14 protein-coding genes, 2 rRNA genes and 1 other annotated feature are annotated in these 16,799 nt (G+C 36.1%); of the genes, 3 read left to right on the top strand and 13 right to left on the bottom strand.

Going from position 1 to position 16,799, the window contains the following annotated elements; genetic code table 11:
- Positions 1-13: 13 nt before the first annotated feature.
- The 3 genes from trhA to BP18_RS02535 all read right to left on the bottom strand — a co-directional run bounded on the left by trhA (position 14) and on the right by BP18_RS02535 (position 2,085).
- Positions 14-661, bottom strand: a complete 648-nt coding sequence (trhA, locus tag BP18_RS02545; protein ID WP_035050294.1) for a PAQR family membrane homeostasis protein TrhA — start codon at positions 659-661, stop codon at positions 14-16.
- Between the two features lie 294 nt (positions 662-955).
- A complete protein-coding gene (locus BP18_RS02540) occupies positions 956-1,678 on the bottom strand; it encodes an alpha/beta fold hydrolase (protein WP_051926197.1) in 723 nt (240 codons plus the stop codon).
- Positions 1,679-1,818: 140 nt separating this feature from the next.
- Positions 1,819-2,085, bottom strand: a complete 267-nt coding sequence (locus tag BP18_RS02535) for a hypothetical protein (RefSeq protein WP_035050291.1) — start codon at positions 2,083-2,085, stop codon at positions 1,819-1,821.
- A gap of 307 nt (positions 2,086-2,392) precedes the next feature.
- On the opposite strand from BP18_RS02535, the gene BP18_RS02530 reads away from it, so the two are divergent.
- Complete coding sequence (locus tag BP18_RS02530) at positions 2,393-3,268, top strand: helix-turn-helix domain-containing protein (protein ID WP_051926196.1); 876 nt, start codon at positions 2,393-2,395, stop codon at positions 3,266-3,268.
- 49 nt (positions 3,269-3,317) lie between these two features.
- Here BP18_RS02530 and trxA read toward each other — a convergent pair whose 3' ends face one another.
- The 4 genes from trxA to BP18_RS02510 form a co-directional block, all read right to left on the bottom strand.
- Positions 3,318-3,629 (bottom strand): thioredoxin, encoded by a 312-nt coding sequence (gene trxA, locus BP18_RS02525; RefSeq protein WP_007725452.1) that lies wholly within the window; start codon positions 3,627-3,629, stop codon positions 3,318-3,320.
- A 98-nt stretch (positions 3,630-3,727) separates the two neighbouring features.
- On the bottom strand, positions 3,728-6,094 hold the full coding sequence (locus BP18_RS02520; protein ID WP_035050287.1) for an endonuclease MutS2: 2,367 nt from the start codon (positions 6,092-6,094) through the stop codon (positions 3,728-3,730).
- A gap of 151 nt (positions 6,095-6,245) precedes the next feature.
- The gene (locus tag BP18_RS02515; protein WP_007725454.1) at positions 6,246-6,797 is read right to left on the bottom strand and encodes a CvpA family protein; all 552 of its coding nucleotides are present in this window, start codon (positions 6,795-6,797) and stop codon (positions 6,246-6,248) included.
- Between the two features lie 23 nt (positions 6,798-6,820).
- Positions 6,821-7,117 (bottom strand): cell division protein ZapA, encoded by a 297-nt coding sequence (locus BP18_RS02510; RefSeq protein WP_007725456.1) that lies wholly within the window; start codon positions 7,115-7,117, stop codon positions 6,821-6,823.
- Positions 7,118-7,273: 156 nt separating this feature from the next.
- Here BP18_RS02510 and rnhC point away from each other — a divergent pair, with 156 nt between their 5' ends.
- A complete protein-coding gene (rnhC, locus tag BP18_RS02505; RefSeq protein ID WP_035050284.1) occupies positions 7,274-8,212 on the top strand; it encodes a ribonuclease HIII in 939 nt (312 codons plus the stop codon).
- Between the two features lie 328 nt (positions 8,213-8,540).
- On the opposite strand, the gene BP18_RS02500 is transcribed toward rnhC, so the two are convergent.
- The 4 genes from BP18_RS02500 to BP18_RS02485 form a co-directional block, all read right to left on the bottom strand.
- Positions 8,541-9,866, bottom strand: coding sequence for an APC family permease (locus BP18_RS02500; RefSeq protein ID WP_035050282.1), 1,326 nt, complete (start codon positions 9,864-9,866; stop codon positions 8,541-8,543).
- A 127-nt stretch (positions 9,867-9,993) separates the two neighbouring features.
- Complete coding sequence (pheT, locus tag BP18_RS02495) at positions 9,994-12,411, bottom strand: phenylalanine--tRNA ligase subunit beta (protein ID WP_035050280.1); 2,418 nt, start codon at positions 12,409-12,411, stop codon at positions 9,994-9,996.
- 4 nt (positions 12,412-12,415) lie between these two features.
- Entirely contained in the window at positions 12,416-13,462 is a 1,047-nt protein-coding gene (gene pheS / locus BP18_RS02490) for a phenylalanine--tRNA ligase subunit alpha (RefSeq protein ID WP_007725767.1), read from the bottom strand.
- Positions 13,463-13,551: 89 nt separating this feature from the next.
- Positions 13,552-13,797, bottom strand: a binding site (T-box leader).
- A gap of 71 nt (positions 13,798-13,868) precedes the next feature.
- Positions 13,869-14,177: a winged helix-turn-helix transcriptional regulator gene (locus BP18_RS02485; protein WP_035050278.1), complete on the bottom strand. Its 309-nt coding sequence runs from the start codon at positions 14,175-14,177 to the stop codon at positions 13,869-13,871.
- A 269-nt stretch (positions 14,178-14,446) separates the two neighbouring features.
- Here BP18_RS02485 and BP18_RS02480 point away from each other — a divergent pair, with 269 nt between their 5' ends.
- A complete protein-coding gene (locus tag BP18_RS02480) occupies positions 14,447-15,619 on the top strand; it encodes an alpha-hydroxy-acid oxidizing protein (RefSeq protein WP_231549421.1) in 1,173 nt (390 codons plus the stop codon).
- Between the two features lie 281 nt (positions 15,620-15,900).
- Here BP18_RS02480 and rrf read toward each other — a convergent pair.
- A 5S ribosomal RNA gene (rrf, locus tag BP18_RS02475) occupies positions 15,901-16,016 on the bottom strand.
- A 91-nt stretch (positions 16,017-16,107) separates the two neighbouring features.
- A 23S ribosomal RNA gene (locus BP18_RS02470) occupies positions 16,108-16,799 on the bottom strand; the annotation flags it as partial.

The raw sequence follows: 16,799 nt of genomic DNA, 5'->3' as shown, positions 1-16,799 counted from the left end.
TCAAACCTTTTTATTATCCATAAAGTAAAATTGAAAAATAGATAAATCCAGTACCTGTTAAAACAAACAAGTGCCATAAAACATGCATGTACTTAACATTTCGCATACTATAAAAAATAGTTCCAATAGTAAACGATAGTCCACCGGCTAGTAATAAAGCGAATCCTTCAAAACCTAATCCAGTATACATTGGTTTGATTGCAAACATACTAATCCATCCCATACCAATATACAACAATGTTGACATTTTTTTGAATTTTTCAATCCAGAGACATTTATAAATAATTCCGAAAATTGCAATTGCCCAAACTACTCCAAATAATGTCCAGCCCGTTGTTCCACCGATTGTAATCAGAGTAATTGGTGTGTATGAACCCGCAATCAACAAAAAGATACTACAGTGATCAAAAATTTTAAAAATTCTTCTTGCTCGCGTAAAAATCAAGCTGTGGTAAAGTGTTGAACTTAAGTAGAGTAAGAATTGTGAAAAACCATATATACAATAAGAAACTAATTCTAAAGTAGTTCCGGTATTTACGGCTTTCATAATCAGTAAAATCATTCCTACAATACTCAAAATTGCTCCTATACCATGAGTAATAGCATTTAAAACCTCGTTGGTCACTAGATATTTCTTTGTATAGACTGCTTCTTCTTTCATCACTATTTCCTCCTTGAAAATCTGTAGCAAATGAGTTATTTTGCTACAAAAAATCGTTGTTAGTTATTTTCTTTTATCATAATAAAACGTTTTTTTATTTAACAATAGGATAACACAGTTTCCATTACTATTCAACCTAGTTATCAAAACTAGATTGAATAAAAAAACAAATAAACAATAAATATACTTAAAATTTCACAGTATTATTATAACTATTACTGTCTAAACTATTCAAGAAATTCACGCTATTATTTTTATACATCTGGTTCTCATTAGACTAAGTGTATGAAGAAATCAATAAAACTTATCTTCGCCACTCAAGAATTCCTCAGCAAGACGATTGAATTCTTTATACTTTTCAACCATCAAAAAGTGACTAGCTGCTGGTACAATAACTAGCTTACTCTTGCTAATTAACTCATGTAGTTTTCTCGTATGACTTTCCTCAATAACATCATTTTCACCCGCTACTACTAATGTTGGAGTATTAAGAGTTGTCAAATCAGTTGATTTCAAATCTAATTGATGCCACATTAAGTCAATTACTTGCTTCTTTTTTTCGGCTTTTAAAAAAAAACATCCTAAAATAGCGAGTAAAAAATAATCTCTTTTCACTTCAGCTAAAGATTCTTTTTTTAATCCGGCTACTTTGTAATTAGCACCGATTACAATAAGTTTAGCTACCTTGTCTGGATAATGACTGGCAAAGTACAATGCTATATTTCCACCATCACTGAAACCCATAATACTTACTTTGGGTAAATTGAAGTAATGTAAGACCGTTAAAATATCTTCGGCAATTCTTTGAAACGCGAGCAATTTTTTTCCATGATCCGAGTGTCCATGTCCTCTTGTATCCAATGCAATCACTTGATAATTTTTGCTGAAGTAAATTATTTGTTGTTCAAATATTTGGTAATCTTCGCCATTTCCATGCAATAAGAGTAACGGTTCCCCAACTCCTTTGACTCTGCAGTAGAGATACTCATCCCCAGATCGAATATACATTGCTCTCATTTAAACCCACCCTCGTTAGTTTTTATCAGCAGTTATAATACTTTAATTTATATAAGTGTACCAATAAATTTTATTAAACAGTAAAAAAGCGTCAATTTTTATATCAACGCTTTAAAGCCTACTTATTTAATTATCCGTATTTATATGTTTACATTCAAGCGAATCGTATTTAAGACAATTGTTCTTTTGTCCTCTACTTTTACAAATAATAACTTTGTCGTTTTCATCGTATTTAAGTCACTTAAAGATAATTTATGCTTTCTTAGCACACCATCGAGCGGGCAATCAAGAATTCCATCAGCATTTTCAATCAAGTCATCTTCATCTACGGGCAAAGTATTGCAAACATTTTTTCCTTCAAGAATATAAGCATAGCTAGTTCTTACTCTTCTTACATTTGCTTCCATACAATCCCTCCTACTCTCAAAGTGGCAAACACAATTATTCTTAAAATGACAAGTAAGAGACAGTTATGTATCAGCTGACTCTTACTCTTTTCTTAAACTGACTAGAAGTCAAAATGAAGATTGCTAGTTTAATCTAACTCTAGCCTCCACCGCCAATAAACCAGATTACAGGTAGAAATGCTATTAATTTTTTTAATACCTTTTTCATGTAATCCCTCCTATCTTTGACTTAATTATAGCAAATGATTTATACTATCTTATATAATGTTCATATAATCACATTTTTTTATTGGAAGAAGGTTTGTTAATGTCACATATCCGTCAAAATTTTGGTGTGGATTTTAAAAAAATAAGAGAAAACAAAAGCTATACTCAACAATATGTTGCACAAGAAGCAATGGCACGCTCGACTTATACTAAGTTTGAAATGGGCAATATTGTTCCAACTATCACTAAATATTTTCAGATTTTAAATAATTTAGATATGACTCATGAAGAGTTTAACTATATCCATAACGACTATCAATTAAAAGGAAAAGATGCTATACTCTATCAATTTAGAACTATGGCTGTAAATACGGATATAAATATTTTGATAAATGTTAGAGAAACGACAAAGAATTATTTAACTGATCACAAAGATAATATTATCCAAGATATCTATTATATTTGTGATGCTCTTATCACACTTTCGAAAACCAATGATTTAACACAAGCAGCACCTTATGCTGAAAAAGTTTGGCATCGTATTTCTCAACTAGATAAATGGTACCTAACAGAATTACGATTATTGAATAATATTCTTTTTTTCTTTGATTTTGATACCTCACTTTTTATTTCAAAGCGTGCGTTGGTTGAATTAGAACATTATAGCCACTTTCATGAGGCTATCGCTTTAAAAATGGCTTATTCGATGAATTTAATCTACTTATTAATGGAAAATAAAAATTACGAACAAGCTCTTGAAAAAGCAGATTCTTTAATACTATTAAGTAAAGAAAAGGAAAGATACCGTATACTTGGTGTCTTATATGTACGAAAAGGCATTATTTTAACTAAACTAGCTAAAACTGAAGCTGAAGTATGGATTCAAAAAGGATTTAACTTATTGGAAGCACTTGAAGATTTTCCATTAAAAAAAGAACTCGACAAAGAAGTCCTTTATTATTTAAATCATTCCTAAAAAAATAGGATTGGAACAATTGTCCCAATCCTATTTTTTAATTTTTTACTTATTTATATTTTGCGATAACTTCTTCGATTTGTTCTTTATTGTGGTAACCAATTAATTTTTCAACAACTTCGCCATCTTTTTTAACTAATAACGTAGGAATACTCATGATGCCAAATGAACTTGGTACTTCAGGGTTAGCATCAACATCCATCTTCACGATTTTTACTTCATCGCCAATTTCTTCATCTAATTCTTCTAATACAGGTGATTGCATGCGACAAGGTCCGCACCAAGTTGCCCAAAAATCTGTAATTGTTAAACCATCTTTAGTTTCTGTTTCAAAATTTGCATCAGTTACTGCTTGTACCATTACTATTCCTCCCAAATGACAATTTTACAACTTATTAATAGTAAGTTGTATGATTAATTTATTATATCAAAAATCCTTTTTAAAATCTACCCAAAGGCTTAAGATTTAAACTCAACGATTGTTGCACCATTTCCACCTTGATTTGGAGGAGCATATTGGAAACTCTTTATAGAACGATGCTTTTTCAAAGCTTCTGTCACACCTTGTCTAATCGCTCCAGTTCCTTTTCCATGTACAATAGTAACTTGCGGATAATTAGCTAAAAGTGCTGCATCTAAATAACGATCTAATTCCGCTAAAGCATTCTCATACCGTTCACCTCTTAAATCTAATTGAGGAGAAACGTGACTATTTGATTCAGAACGCACTGAAGCAATCATTTTGCGACTTGGTTCTTTCTCAGGGGCTGTTAGGGTTAAATCACTCTCTTTAAGCTTCATCTTCAACATACCCATTTGAACGACCCAGTGGTTTTTATCTACTTTTTCCATTAAGATCCCTTTTTGCCCAAATGATTGAACAATGACATCATCACCAGGTTTCATCACTTGCTTCGCTTTAGCTTTTTTCAATACTTTATTTTTTTCCAAAGCCTCTTCTTGTCTTAATCCAGAAAGTTGCGTTTTAGCATCAATCAATTCATGTTCTTTTACACCTTCGTATTGACCTAAAATTTGTTTCTTTCGTAAGTCTTTAATAATCTGATTGGCGGTTTCTTCTGTTTCTTCTACCAAGCTATTTGCTTTCTCACGAGCTTTTTTCAGCAGTTCTTCACGTTCCGCATAAAACTGCTGTACAGCAGTTTGTAGATCTGCATGCAATTGTTCTGCTTCATCTACATAATGGCGCACTTCAAGGTATTCTGTTTCAGCCATTTTACGTCTATTCTCTAAATCTGATATCATTTCATTTAAATTCTGACTTTCTCCATCAATCAATTGACGAGCCGAATCAATGACCTCTTCACTCAAACCTAATCGCTTAGAAATTTCAAAAGCATTACTGCGACCTGGAACACCAATCAATAAACGATACGTTGGACTTAATGTATCTATATCGAACTCCATGCTGGCATTGATTGTCTGTGGACGGTTGTAGCCATATGCTTTTAATTCAGGATAATGTGACGTTACCATAACGTAACTGCCCACAGCACCCACTCTATCTAAAATGGCTATAGCAAGAGCCGCACCTTCTTGTGGATCCGTTCCTGCTCCTAGCTCATCAAAAATAATCAAACTCTTATTGTCTATTCGGTCTAGAATAGACACAATATTTGTCATGTGCGAAGAAAACGTACTTAAACTTTGTTCAATCGATTGTTCATCACCTATATCAGCAAATATTTCAGTAAATAAGCCCATTTGACTATCTGGAGCAACCGGTAATTGCAAGCCTGATTGTCCCATCAATTGCAATAATCCCAAAGTTTTTAGGATGATTGTTTTCCCACCGGTATTGGGTCCGGTAATAATGACCGCTTGATTTTCCCCACCAATTAAAATATCATTTGCTACAACACTTTCTGGATCTAATAAAGGGTGACGGGCACTTAATAATTTCACTTCATTCTCATCATGAATCATTGGCCGATTAGCGTCAATATTTTTAGCATAACTAGCTTTTGCACCAATAAAATCTAATTTCCCTAATAAATACATATTATTTAAAATGTCTTTGCTATAAGGAGCAATTTCATTCGAAATTTCAGCTAAGATGCGATCAATTTCACGGCGTTCTTCAATTTGAAGTTGGCGTAAACGGTTGTTCAATTCTACAACACTTTGTGGCTCTACAAATAACGTTTGACCTGTCGAACTTTGATCATGGACTACCCCGCCAAAATGACTACGATATTCTTGTTTCACGGGTATAACATACCGGTCATTACGGATTGTAATAATTGTATCACTTAAATACTGTGCACTTTTTCCGCGAACGATTCCATCTAGTTTTTCACGGACATTCGTTTCTCCGCGTTTAATACCCGTACGAATTCCTTTTAGAGCCGGGCTTGCATCATTCATCACACGACCGTCTTCATCTACCGTTTCACGGATTAGTTGATTCAAAGCTGGCGTTGTAATAAATTTTTCTGTCAATTCGTATAGACGATTCATTTCTATGCCAGATTCTTTTAAATTTTCAAAAAAACGATTTATCTCAGAAGTCGTACGTAAAATTTTGCCAATTTGTGCAATTTCTAATCCATTTAAACTAGCTCCGATATCTAAACGTTTTAGATGCGGTCGAACATTTTGTAATTTTGGAATTGGCATACGTCCACGTAATTTCAAAATTTTTGTTCCATCTTCTGTTTCATCTTGCCAAACTTCTACTTCTTCTTTATTAATTGAAGGAGCTAACATTAGAACTTGTTCTTTCCCTAAATCCGAAGCAGCCAAATTTGCGATAGCTTGTATAATTTTATTAAATTCTAGTGTTTGAAAGATTTTTTTATTCATGTAGTTCACCTCTTACTTCATTTTACTTTTTAGTTGTCTAAAATTTCATTCTATAGTCTTTATTTTATAAAAATAGCCTCTTTGACTTACAATAAGAAATCGTCCCCCTAATTTAAGAGAAACGATTTTTCCATACTATTCAACTAACCTCTTACTTTAACGATGACTCTATCCACCAATTATATAATTGGGCTGAGATAACCGGTGTATCCTCTACGATTTTACGTGCCAACCAGCTTTTGCTAAAGGCCTCTTGTATCGCATCGATTGGGACCATAGTCAATAAAAATAACACTAGAAAAATAGCAACATACGCTACTATAAAACTGAGTAATGCTCCACCTACAGTGTTGAGTTGCTTCAAAACAGGAATGAACGTCACAGCGTTTAATAACCCACCAATGAAACGGGTGATTAACCATCCAACAAATAAAATGATGATAAATGCTACACCGTTATAAAAAGCACCATCTAAGTTAAGACCTAGCGCTTGATCATAATAAACGAATTGGCTACTTTCAGACGCAGATGGATAGGGAACAATCAACTCTAAGTGTGACCCTAATGCTTGATAATACTTGCTTGCCATTAAGTAAGAAACAAAATAACCTACAGTCATAACAAATTGAAGAATCAAACCTCTTCTAGCTCCACCATAAGCACCTATGGCCAAAATAACTACTATAAGGACTGTCATTAACATACTGATCACCTTCATTCAGGAACTTATTCCTCGCTCATGTCCAATTCCTGATCTTTCTCTAATTTCTTTTCTAATTCTGCTACCCGTTTTTGGATAGTATCTAATTTTATCTGCATTTCAATTTGATCTGATACAGCATTGACTGCTACTAAAACTGCTCTACGTTCGGGGTCTAAACCTTTTGATAATGATTCAATCTGTTGCATTTGTTCATTTACCATTTTAGACACTGACCGCATGTGTTCTTCGGGTCTAGCTCCGATAATCGTGTAGGGTCTTCCTGCTATTGTAGTTTTATACCGAATTTTCCCTTTTGACATGGCAGTCCCTCCTAAAAATTACATTTCCTTTATTTTACCATGAATCGCCTAATAGTTGCACATTTTTTCATTTCATTTTAATAACCCTTTTTTAATGGTTGGAATTATGTGGTAAACTATTAGTTAGTTCATTAATAATAAGAAATGAGTGACACAATGGCTAATGAAGTACTTCTAGTTTCTAAAGAAACGTTAACGAATATGAAACAGTATTATACAACCAATTTAAAATCAACTACTCCTCCTGGTAGTTTTTTCGCAGCGAAAAAAGGAGGCGTCAATATAACAGCTTATAACTCTGGAAAAGTTTTATTCCAAGGTGCAACTTCTCAAAATGAAGCCGCTATTTGGCAAGAAAAAGCGACACTGGTCCCTGCTAAAAAGAAGAATTCTTCGTCTACGTCTTTAAATGTTCCTCTACCAAAAGGGTTTAGCGACTGGTCAGTTATTGGCAGTGACGAAGTTGGCACAGGTAGTTATTTTGGTCCATTAACGGTAGTAGCTGCGTATGTGGATCAATCACAACTTGCTTTATTAAAAGAATTAGGCGTGCGTGATTCAAAGGAAATGAAAGATTCTGAAATTATTCGCGTTGCAAAAGACTTGATTACTTTCTTGCCTCATAGCTTACTAAATGTAATGCCTGAAAAATACAACGCCATACAACCAACGATGACACAAGGAAAAATGAAGGCTGTTTTACATAACCAAGCTTTGGGACATGTTCTTGAAAAAATTAAGCCAAAGAAACCAGACGGCATTTTAATTGACCAATTTGAACTTCCATCAACTTATTTTAAACACATCAGCGATCAAACCAAACAAATAAAAGAAACAGTCTATTTTCAAACAAAAGGGGAAGGGCATCATTTGGCTGTTGCAGCAGCTTCCATCATTGCTCGCTATGCTTTCTTAAAAGGGTTAGATGAATTAACTGCACAAGCGGGAATTAAAATACCTTCTGGTGCTGGCAGTAATAGTGATTTAGTTGCTGCAAAACTCTTAAAACAAGGTGGTATCCCTTTGCTCGGAAAATACGCTAAGTTGCATTTTGCAAATACAGAAAAAGCCAAAAAAATTAGCGGTGTACGTTGATTGAATAACAAAAGCCTAAACTAACGGAAGAAAAAATCCGTTAGTTTAGGCTTTTAAAGTCGGGCTCTATACTTTTTAGTGTGGATAGATGAATTTAGTTCATGCTTAACACTTCTGGAGGAATAGGATTGCTTGTAGCCCTGTGAAGTATTCAATGCGAATTATATCGCTTTAACGCTTTAGCGATTAAGCGATGTTTGAGGCTTGAAAGTTCTTAAGACTTTAGGCTTAAGACGGTACCAGGGCTCTTACAAGCAAATCCGTCTATTCCGAAAGAATTTTTAGAAGCAGCCATACTATTTGACGAAGAGCCTAAAGTCGTTTAGCCTTATTCAGGTGATCCATATTTCTTTTTACAATAAAAGTAAATTGGAATCCCAATAAGGGTGAGTAGAATACCAATAAAGGCATTTTTCGGCTGAACAATTAAGGTATTAAAAATAATATATAAGCCTCCTATTATAGCAATTAATGGAATGACTGGATAAAAAGGAACTCTATACGGTCGTTCAATATCCGGCTCGGTCTTTCTTAAAATAATCACTGCAATAAACGTTAAGGTAATAAAAAACCAAATAACAAAAACAATTAAATCCGTAAGTTGGTTAAACTGACCCGTTAAAATCATCACTATTGCAATACCTAACATAACTAACCCACCATTGATAGGCAAGTTCGTTTTTGGGTTGATCCTAGCAAACCAATCGCTAAAAGGCAACATTTTTTGCGTTGCTAAAGCATAAGGCACTCTTAAACCCGAAATGATATACCCATTGATTCCCCCGAATACTGAGACCAGTATTCCTATTGTAACTAGCTTACTACCAATGCCTTCAAAAAGATGCGAAGCAACTAAAGCAGCTGGTGTATCTGTTCCTGCCAACTGACTGCTGTCCAGTACAAATAAATACGCAATATTGGTCAATAAATACACAACCATAACAATTGATAATCCACCGATAATGACTTTCGGAAGCATCTTACCAGGGTTTTTCATTTCTCCGGCAAGCGTCCCTACATTAATCCAGCCATCATAGGCAAATAATGTAGCGATAAGAGCAGACCCAAAACTTGTGAGCACTGGATGAGTTTCTACTGAAAAAGGTACTAATCGTATCACACCTCCACCAGGATAAAGCAATCCAGCTACAATAATTACTACTAACGGAATCAATTTTAAAATCGTCGCCAGAGTCTGAATCCAGCCACTGTATTTTGTACCTAAAAAATTCACACCCATTAAAAATATGGACGTTAGAATAGCCGTTGGTACGATTGTTGAATCTGATAAAGCAAATAAATTAACAAATTGGGTAGCAAAAATAATAGCTAATGCAGCTATATTAGCCGGATAATAGATAACCATTTGAGCCCAGCCAACTAGAAACCCCAGCCATCTGCCATACACTTTTTCTAAGTAGATCATCATCCCACCTGTTTGAGGATAAATTGTCCCAATTTCAGCAACAGTTAATCCACCTGCAATCGTTATAATCCCTGCAACAAACCAAGCCAGCAATCCTAGCCCTGGAGCTCCAGCGGCTCCATAAACAGCCGTTGGTTTAAAAAATATTCCCGCTCCTATAACTGTTCCAACAACAACGGTCAATGCTGTAATACCACTTACTTCTTTTTTCAATTCTTTCTTTCCCATATGGTTCCCCCTGGACAGCCTTTTTATAAATCCCCTCTAATGAAAAACTCATTTAACGAGATTAATATCTGTTAGCATAACAAAAGTGCCTTGCGTATAGCAAGACACTTTTTGTTTTTTAGCTAATTTAACGCACAACAACTTGATATTCTTCAACTAATGCGTTTGTTACTTTATCAAATGCTTTAGAAACCTCTTCTTCCACCATTGTTGCAGTAGGATTTAAGTACGATAGCGTATAAGCCATTGATTTTTTACCGTCTTCAATGTTCTTACCTTGATAGATATCAAATAGACGTACACTCACTAAGTTTTTGCCGCCTTTTTTATAAATCAAGTCTACCAATTGTTGATTTGTAATGGTTTCATCAACCAACATGGCAATGTCTCTTGTCATTCCAGGAAATTTTGGAATAGCTTCGTAAATAGTCGGTTCTTTATCAGCCTCTACAATTGCTTGTAAATTCACTTCAAAAGCATACGTTTCATCTAATTCATACGCTTTTGCTGCTAAAGGATGGATTTGACCAGCAAAACCAATTTCCTTGTTCCCTAGATAAAGAGCAGCTGTACGTCCAGGATGCATACCTTCACGTTGGTTATCAGAAACAAATGTAACCTTTTCTATTAAACCATACTCAGCAAAAAGTCCTTCTAAAATGCCTTTCATTACAAAGAAATCTACTTTTTGAGGTTGGTCTTTCCAATTTTTTTCTACTAAAGACCCTGTTAATACTCCAGCAAAATGTTCTTCTTCAATTGGCAATATTTGAGTTGCTTCTTTATAAAACACACGACCAATCTCATAAAGCATCACATCTTTATTTTTACGCGCTTTATTGTAACTAGCATCATCTAATAATCCACTTAACAAGTTCATCCGCAATGTGCTGCGGTCTTCACTCATCGGCATTTCTAATTCAGTTGCTTCACTTTCTCGCATCATATATTGAGCAGCTTTTTCTGGAGTAGTCAACACATAGCTAATAGCCTGTGATAAACCAGCCCCTTCTAAAAAGCGGCGCGTGTGACGTACAAGACGCTGTTTGTCATCCAAAGCTGCAGGTTGAGCTGCACTAATTGGTAAGGTAGATGGTAAATTGTCATATCCAAAAATACGAGCGACTTCTTCTACTAAATCTGCTTCAATTGCAATGTCCCAACGACGTGGTGGAACTGCTACTTCAAATAGCCCTTCTTTTTCAGTAGTTTTAAAACCAAGTCGATCAAAAATAGCCGTTACTTCTTCAGTGGTAATGGACGTTCCTAATGAGCGGTTGATTTTTTCTAATGTAATAGTGACTACTTTATCTTGAACAGCTAAAATAGATTGAGATGCAACACCAGCTACTACCGTTCCACCAGCTAGTTCAGCCATTAAAGCTGCAGCATGATCGCCAGCAGTTGTAATTGTAGCTAGATTGATCCCTTTTTCAAAACGAGAGCTAGATTCGCTTCTTAAGTTGTATTTCTTAGCCGTTTTGCGAATTGAAATAGCATCAAAAACAGCTGCTTCAATTGCTACCGTTACCGTACGATCTTCAATCTCTGAATCCAATCCACCCATAGTTCCTGCTAAAGCTACAGGTATAGCGCCATTTGTGATTACAATATCTTCAGGTGTTAATGAGCGTTCTACTCCATCTAAAGTGACCAATGCCTCTCCATCGTTAGCATGACGAACCACGATCTCTTTTGACTGTAATTGATCATAATCAAAGGCATGTAATGGTTGTCCATATTCTAATAGGATATAGTTAGTAATATCTACAATATTATTTAAAGGACGAATACCTGCATTCATCAATTTGGTTTGCAACCACATCGGACTTTCAGCAACCTTCACATCTTTAACAATGCGAACATTATAGCTTGGAGCATCTTCGCTATTTTCTACAGCAACTTTAATATAGTTAGCAACTGAATCAGTTTTATCTTCTGTTAATTCGAAAGAAGGAAATTTAGGTTGTTGATCGTAAATTGCCCCAACTTCGTGAGCAACTCCTCTCATGCTCAAAGCATCTGCGCGGTTAGGCGTGATGGATAATTCAAGAATAGCATCATCCATTGCTAGATAAGGAAATACTGGTTCTCCAGGCACTGCATGTTCTGGCAATACATAAATACCATCAGCGTATTTTTTAGGCACAACTTTTTCAGAAAAGCCCAATTCAGCTAAAGAGCAAACCATCCCATTAGATACTTGCCCACGCATTTTACCCTTTTTGATTTTTGCATTTCCAGTGATACGACTTCCAGGTAATGCAACGATAATTTTTTGTCCAGCAGCAATATTAGGAGCTCCACAAACAATTTGTGATAATTCTTCTTCGCCAATATCCACTTGGCAGATATGCAAATGATCTGAATCTGGATGATTCACTACTTCAACTGCATGTCCTACTACAATTTTTTTCAAGCCTGTTTCCGGAATAGCAACATCTTCAATTTCAATTCCCGTACGTGACATTTTGTCTGCCAACGCTTCCGGTGTTACATTTGATAAATCTAAATATTCTTTTAACCATTGATAAGATACATTCATGTTCTTACTCCTTTACCTTGAATTGATTTAAGAAACGAACATCATTTTGATAAAAATGACGGATATCATCAATCCCGTATTTTAACATTGCAACACGGTCTGGTCCTAAGCCAAACGCATAACCACTATAAACTGTTGCATCAATCCCAGACATTTCAAGCACATTTGGATGAACCATTCCGGCTCCCAAAATCTCAATCCACCCAGTCTGTTTACACACATTACAGCCTTTGCCATTACATTTAAAACAGCTAACATCTACTTCTACAGATGGTTCAGTAAAAGGGAAATAACTTGGGCGTAAACGGATTTCACGTTCTGAACCAAATAATTTCTTAGCAAAAACTTCTAACGTTCCTTTTAAATCTCCCATTGTAATATCTTTCGCTACAACTAACCCTTCCATTTGATGGAATTGATGTGAGTGAGTCGCATCATCGCTGTCACGACGATATACTTTTCCGGGACTGATCATTTTTAATGGCCCTTTTGTAAAATCATGTTTATCCATTGTACGAGCTTGAACAGGTGAAGTGTGTGTACGCAATAGAATTTCATTTGTAATATAAAAAGTATCTTGCATATCACGAGCTGGGTGGTCTTTAGGCAAATTCATTCGTTCAAAGTTGTAGCTGTCTTCTTCAACTTCGGGTCCTTCAATGATTTGATACCCCATACCAATAAACAAATCTTCAATCTCTTCCATTATCTGCGTTAATACATGTGATTGCCCTACAGCTACTGAGTTACCTGGTAACGTAACATCAATCGCTTCATTTTCTAAATCACGGTTGATTTTTTCCATTTCTAACCGTGCTTTTTTCGCTTCTAACTGTGATGTAATTTCATTTCTCACTTCATTCACAAGTGCACCGAGGATAGGACGTTCTTCAGCAGAGACAGTTTTCATTCCTTTTGAAATTTCCGTAATTGGACCTTTTTTCCCTAGGTAGGCTACACGTACTTGATCTAGTTCTTTTAAATCTGAAGCAGCTTCAATTTTTTCTACAGCTTCCTTACTTAACAGGTGTAAATTATCTTTTAAATCCATTCTGATTCTCCTTTAAATAAATTTATAAATTACGCTCAACCGAGACCTTATTTCAGACTATTTTTAAGCACACAAAAAGCCCCATCCCTAAAAGGGACGAGGCTACATTCGCGGTACCACCCTTGTTTGAATTGAACTTGCGCTAAATTCACACTTCATTTACATAACGGCGTAGACCGGAACTTTATTCATTACTTTTAACTAGCTTAGTGTAATTCCCAAAGTCAACTCAGGAAGTGAACGTTCATTTGGTCTCTAATCAAGTGTTTTCAGCCTACGACACTTGCTCTCTAATTTAGATTCTTCAAATTACTTTTTTCCATCATTGTATTTATTGCTATTCAATTTACATATATATTTAGTTTAACGTAATCTTGACTTAAAGGTCAAGTACTTTTCAATGAATTTAATCTTCTGACACACATATCCATTCATCGGCCCACTTTTGAACATCATCCATCACTACTTTTAAGGCTTGCCCTTTTTCAGTTAAGCTGTAAGCAACTCTCATCGCTGCATCTGGATCTACTGTACGAGATACAAGACCTTCTTGTTCAAGTTCTTTTAATCGTTCTACAAGTACGCGATCACTTACATTTGGAATAGTAGCAGCAATATTTTTAAAGCGTTGAGGACCTTCTAATAACACGTCAATGATAAGTCCCATCCATTTTTTACCCAAAATAGCAAATGTGTGTTCAAATTTAGGGCAAATTTCCTTTTGCCTAGTTTCGCAAAAGACAGCTTTTTCTTCACCTCTTTGTTATCATTATAGCATCATTGGTTATAAATAGTAAGTAATCTATTTAGGTTTGTCAACCTTTTTTTCAATTATTGCTCTTTCATAGACAAATTTTTGTCAATTTTAAAAAAATAAGCACACTTAAGTCTTTTTTACTGCATTTCTCTCATTAAAATTGAAATTTTTAATGAGAGTGGTAAACTAGAAACTATCATAAACTATTATTTTTTGGAGGGAACACCATGACAGAAACTGAAAAAGACGTAAAAATAACTCATTCCTTAGATAACATACAAGAAGAATCAACTAAAGCTAATAAAATTCCTTATCAAGCAAGTACTGCGGAGAAACCTTTAAATATAATCAATGTTTTCGATCTTGAATTAGAAGCTAAAAAAGTTATTCCAGAAGGTGGATATGGCTATATTTCTAGTGGAGCTGGAGACTTATGGACAATTAAACAAAATATTGAATCCTTTAATCACAAATTAATTGTTCCACGCGTATTAAAAAATATCGAACACCCAGATCAAAGCACTTCTATTTTTGGAGCTGAGTTATCTACACCAATCATCATGGCTCCTGTAGCTTCACATGGACTTGCTAACGTAGCTGCTGAACCAGCCACAGCAAAAGCTGTTGCTGAATCTGGTTCTATCATGACTATCAGTTCATATGCTAATAAACCTTTTAAAGAAATTTCGCAAGCAGGTGCTGGTGCTCCACAATGGTTCCAGTTCTATATGAGTAAAGATGATGGAATCAACAGAGACATTTTAGATGAAGCAAAAGCCAACGGAGTAAAAGCAATTGTATTAACGGCCGATGCAACTGTTGGAGGAAATCGTGAAGCCGACAAGCGCAATGGTTTTGTATTCCCATTAGGTATGCCCATTGTTCAAGCCTACCAATCTGGTGTTGGACAATCAATGGATGCTGTTTATGGATCTTCAAAACAAACCCTTAGTCCTAAAGATGTCGAATTTATTGCTTCCTACTCTGGTTTACCTGTTTTTGTTAAAGGTGTTCAAACTGCAGAAGACGCTTTAATCTCATTAGCATCAGGTGCTGGTGGAATTTGGGTAACTAACCATGGTGGCCGCCAATTAGATGGTGGCCCTGCTGCATTTGATTCATTGCAAACAGTTGCCGAAGCCGTTGATAGAAAAGTTCCGATTGTCTTCGATAGTGGTGTTCGTCGTGGTCAACATGTCTTTAAGGCTCTTGCCAGCGGTGCTGACTTAGTAGCTATTGGCCGTCCAGCTATTTATGGTTTAGCTTTAGGCGGATCACAAGGTGTAAAATCTGTTTTTGATCATTTTAAACATGAACTTGAACTTGTTATGCAACTTGCTGGTACAAAAACAGTCGAAGATATTAAAAATACTGTTTTGTTAGACAACCGTCACGCTTAAATAACTAAAATAGAGCCTGTTAATGAACTTCTATTCATTAACAGGCTCTATTTTTTTGAGTACTATCTAGTCTAGATAGATGAATTTAGTTGATGCACAACATAACTACTGGAGCAATAGGATTGTACGAGGTCTGAAAAAATCATAAGACTTTAGGTTCAATATCCGTCTATTCCATAAGACTCTTTTTAGCAGCTTCTACACTCACTAGTTAACGAAGACCTTTAAAATTAACATATATCAAAAAAAGACACCATCCAAAGATGATGTCTTTTGTATTTGCGTGGCAACGTCCTACTCTCACAAAGGGAAACCCTTCACTACCATCGGCGCTAAGAAGCTTAACTTCTGTGTTCGGCATGGGAACAGGTGTGACCTTCTTGCCATCATCACCACACAATTTCAATCAAGAGAACGTTGTTCTCTCAAAACTGGATAAGTTAAAAATCGTTTTTCGTTCTGAAACCGTCTTACACCGTTTAAAAAATTTGGTTAAGTCCTCGACCGATTAGTATTGGTCCGCTCCATCTATCGCTAGACTTCCACTTCCAACCTATCTACCTGATCATCTCTCAGGGGTCTTACTCACTTACGTGATGGGAAATCTCATCTTGAGGGGGGCTTCACGCTTAGATGCTTTCAGCGTTTATCCCGTCCACACATAGCTACCCAGCAATGCCCTTGGCAGAACAACTGGTACACCAGAGGTGTGTCCATCCCGGTCCTCTCGTACTAAGGACAGCTCCTCTCAAATTTCCTACGCCCGCGACGGATAGGGACCGAACTGTCTCACGACGTTCTGAACCCAGCTCGCGTACCGCTTTAATGGGCGAACAGCCCAACCCTTGGGACCGACTACAGCCCCAGGATGCGATGAGCCGACATCGAGGTGCCAAACCTCCCCGTCGATGTGGACTCTTGGGGGAGATAAGCCTGTTATCCCCAGGGTAGCTTTTATCCGTTGAGCGATGGCCCTTCCATGCGGAACCACCGGATCACTAAGCCCGACTTTCGTCCCTGCTCGACTTGTAGGTCTCGCAGTCAAGCTCCCTTATGCCTTTACACTCTGCGAATGATTTCCAACCATTCTGAGGGAACCTTTGGGCGCCTCCGTTACACTTTAGGAGGCGACCGCCCCAGTCAAACTGCCCGTCAGACACTGTCTCCCAGCCCGATAAGG

The sequence above is a fragment of the Carnobacterium jeotgali MS3 genome, assembly GCF_000745125.1.
Lineage (GTDB): Bacteria > Bacillota > Bacilli > Lactobacillales > Carnobacteriaceae > Carnobacterium_B > Carnobacterium_B jeotgali.
This window is presented reverse-complemented; position numbering and strand designations above follow the sequence as displayed.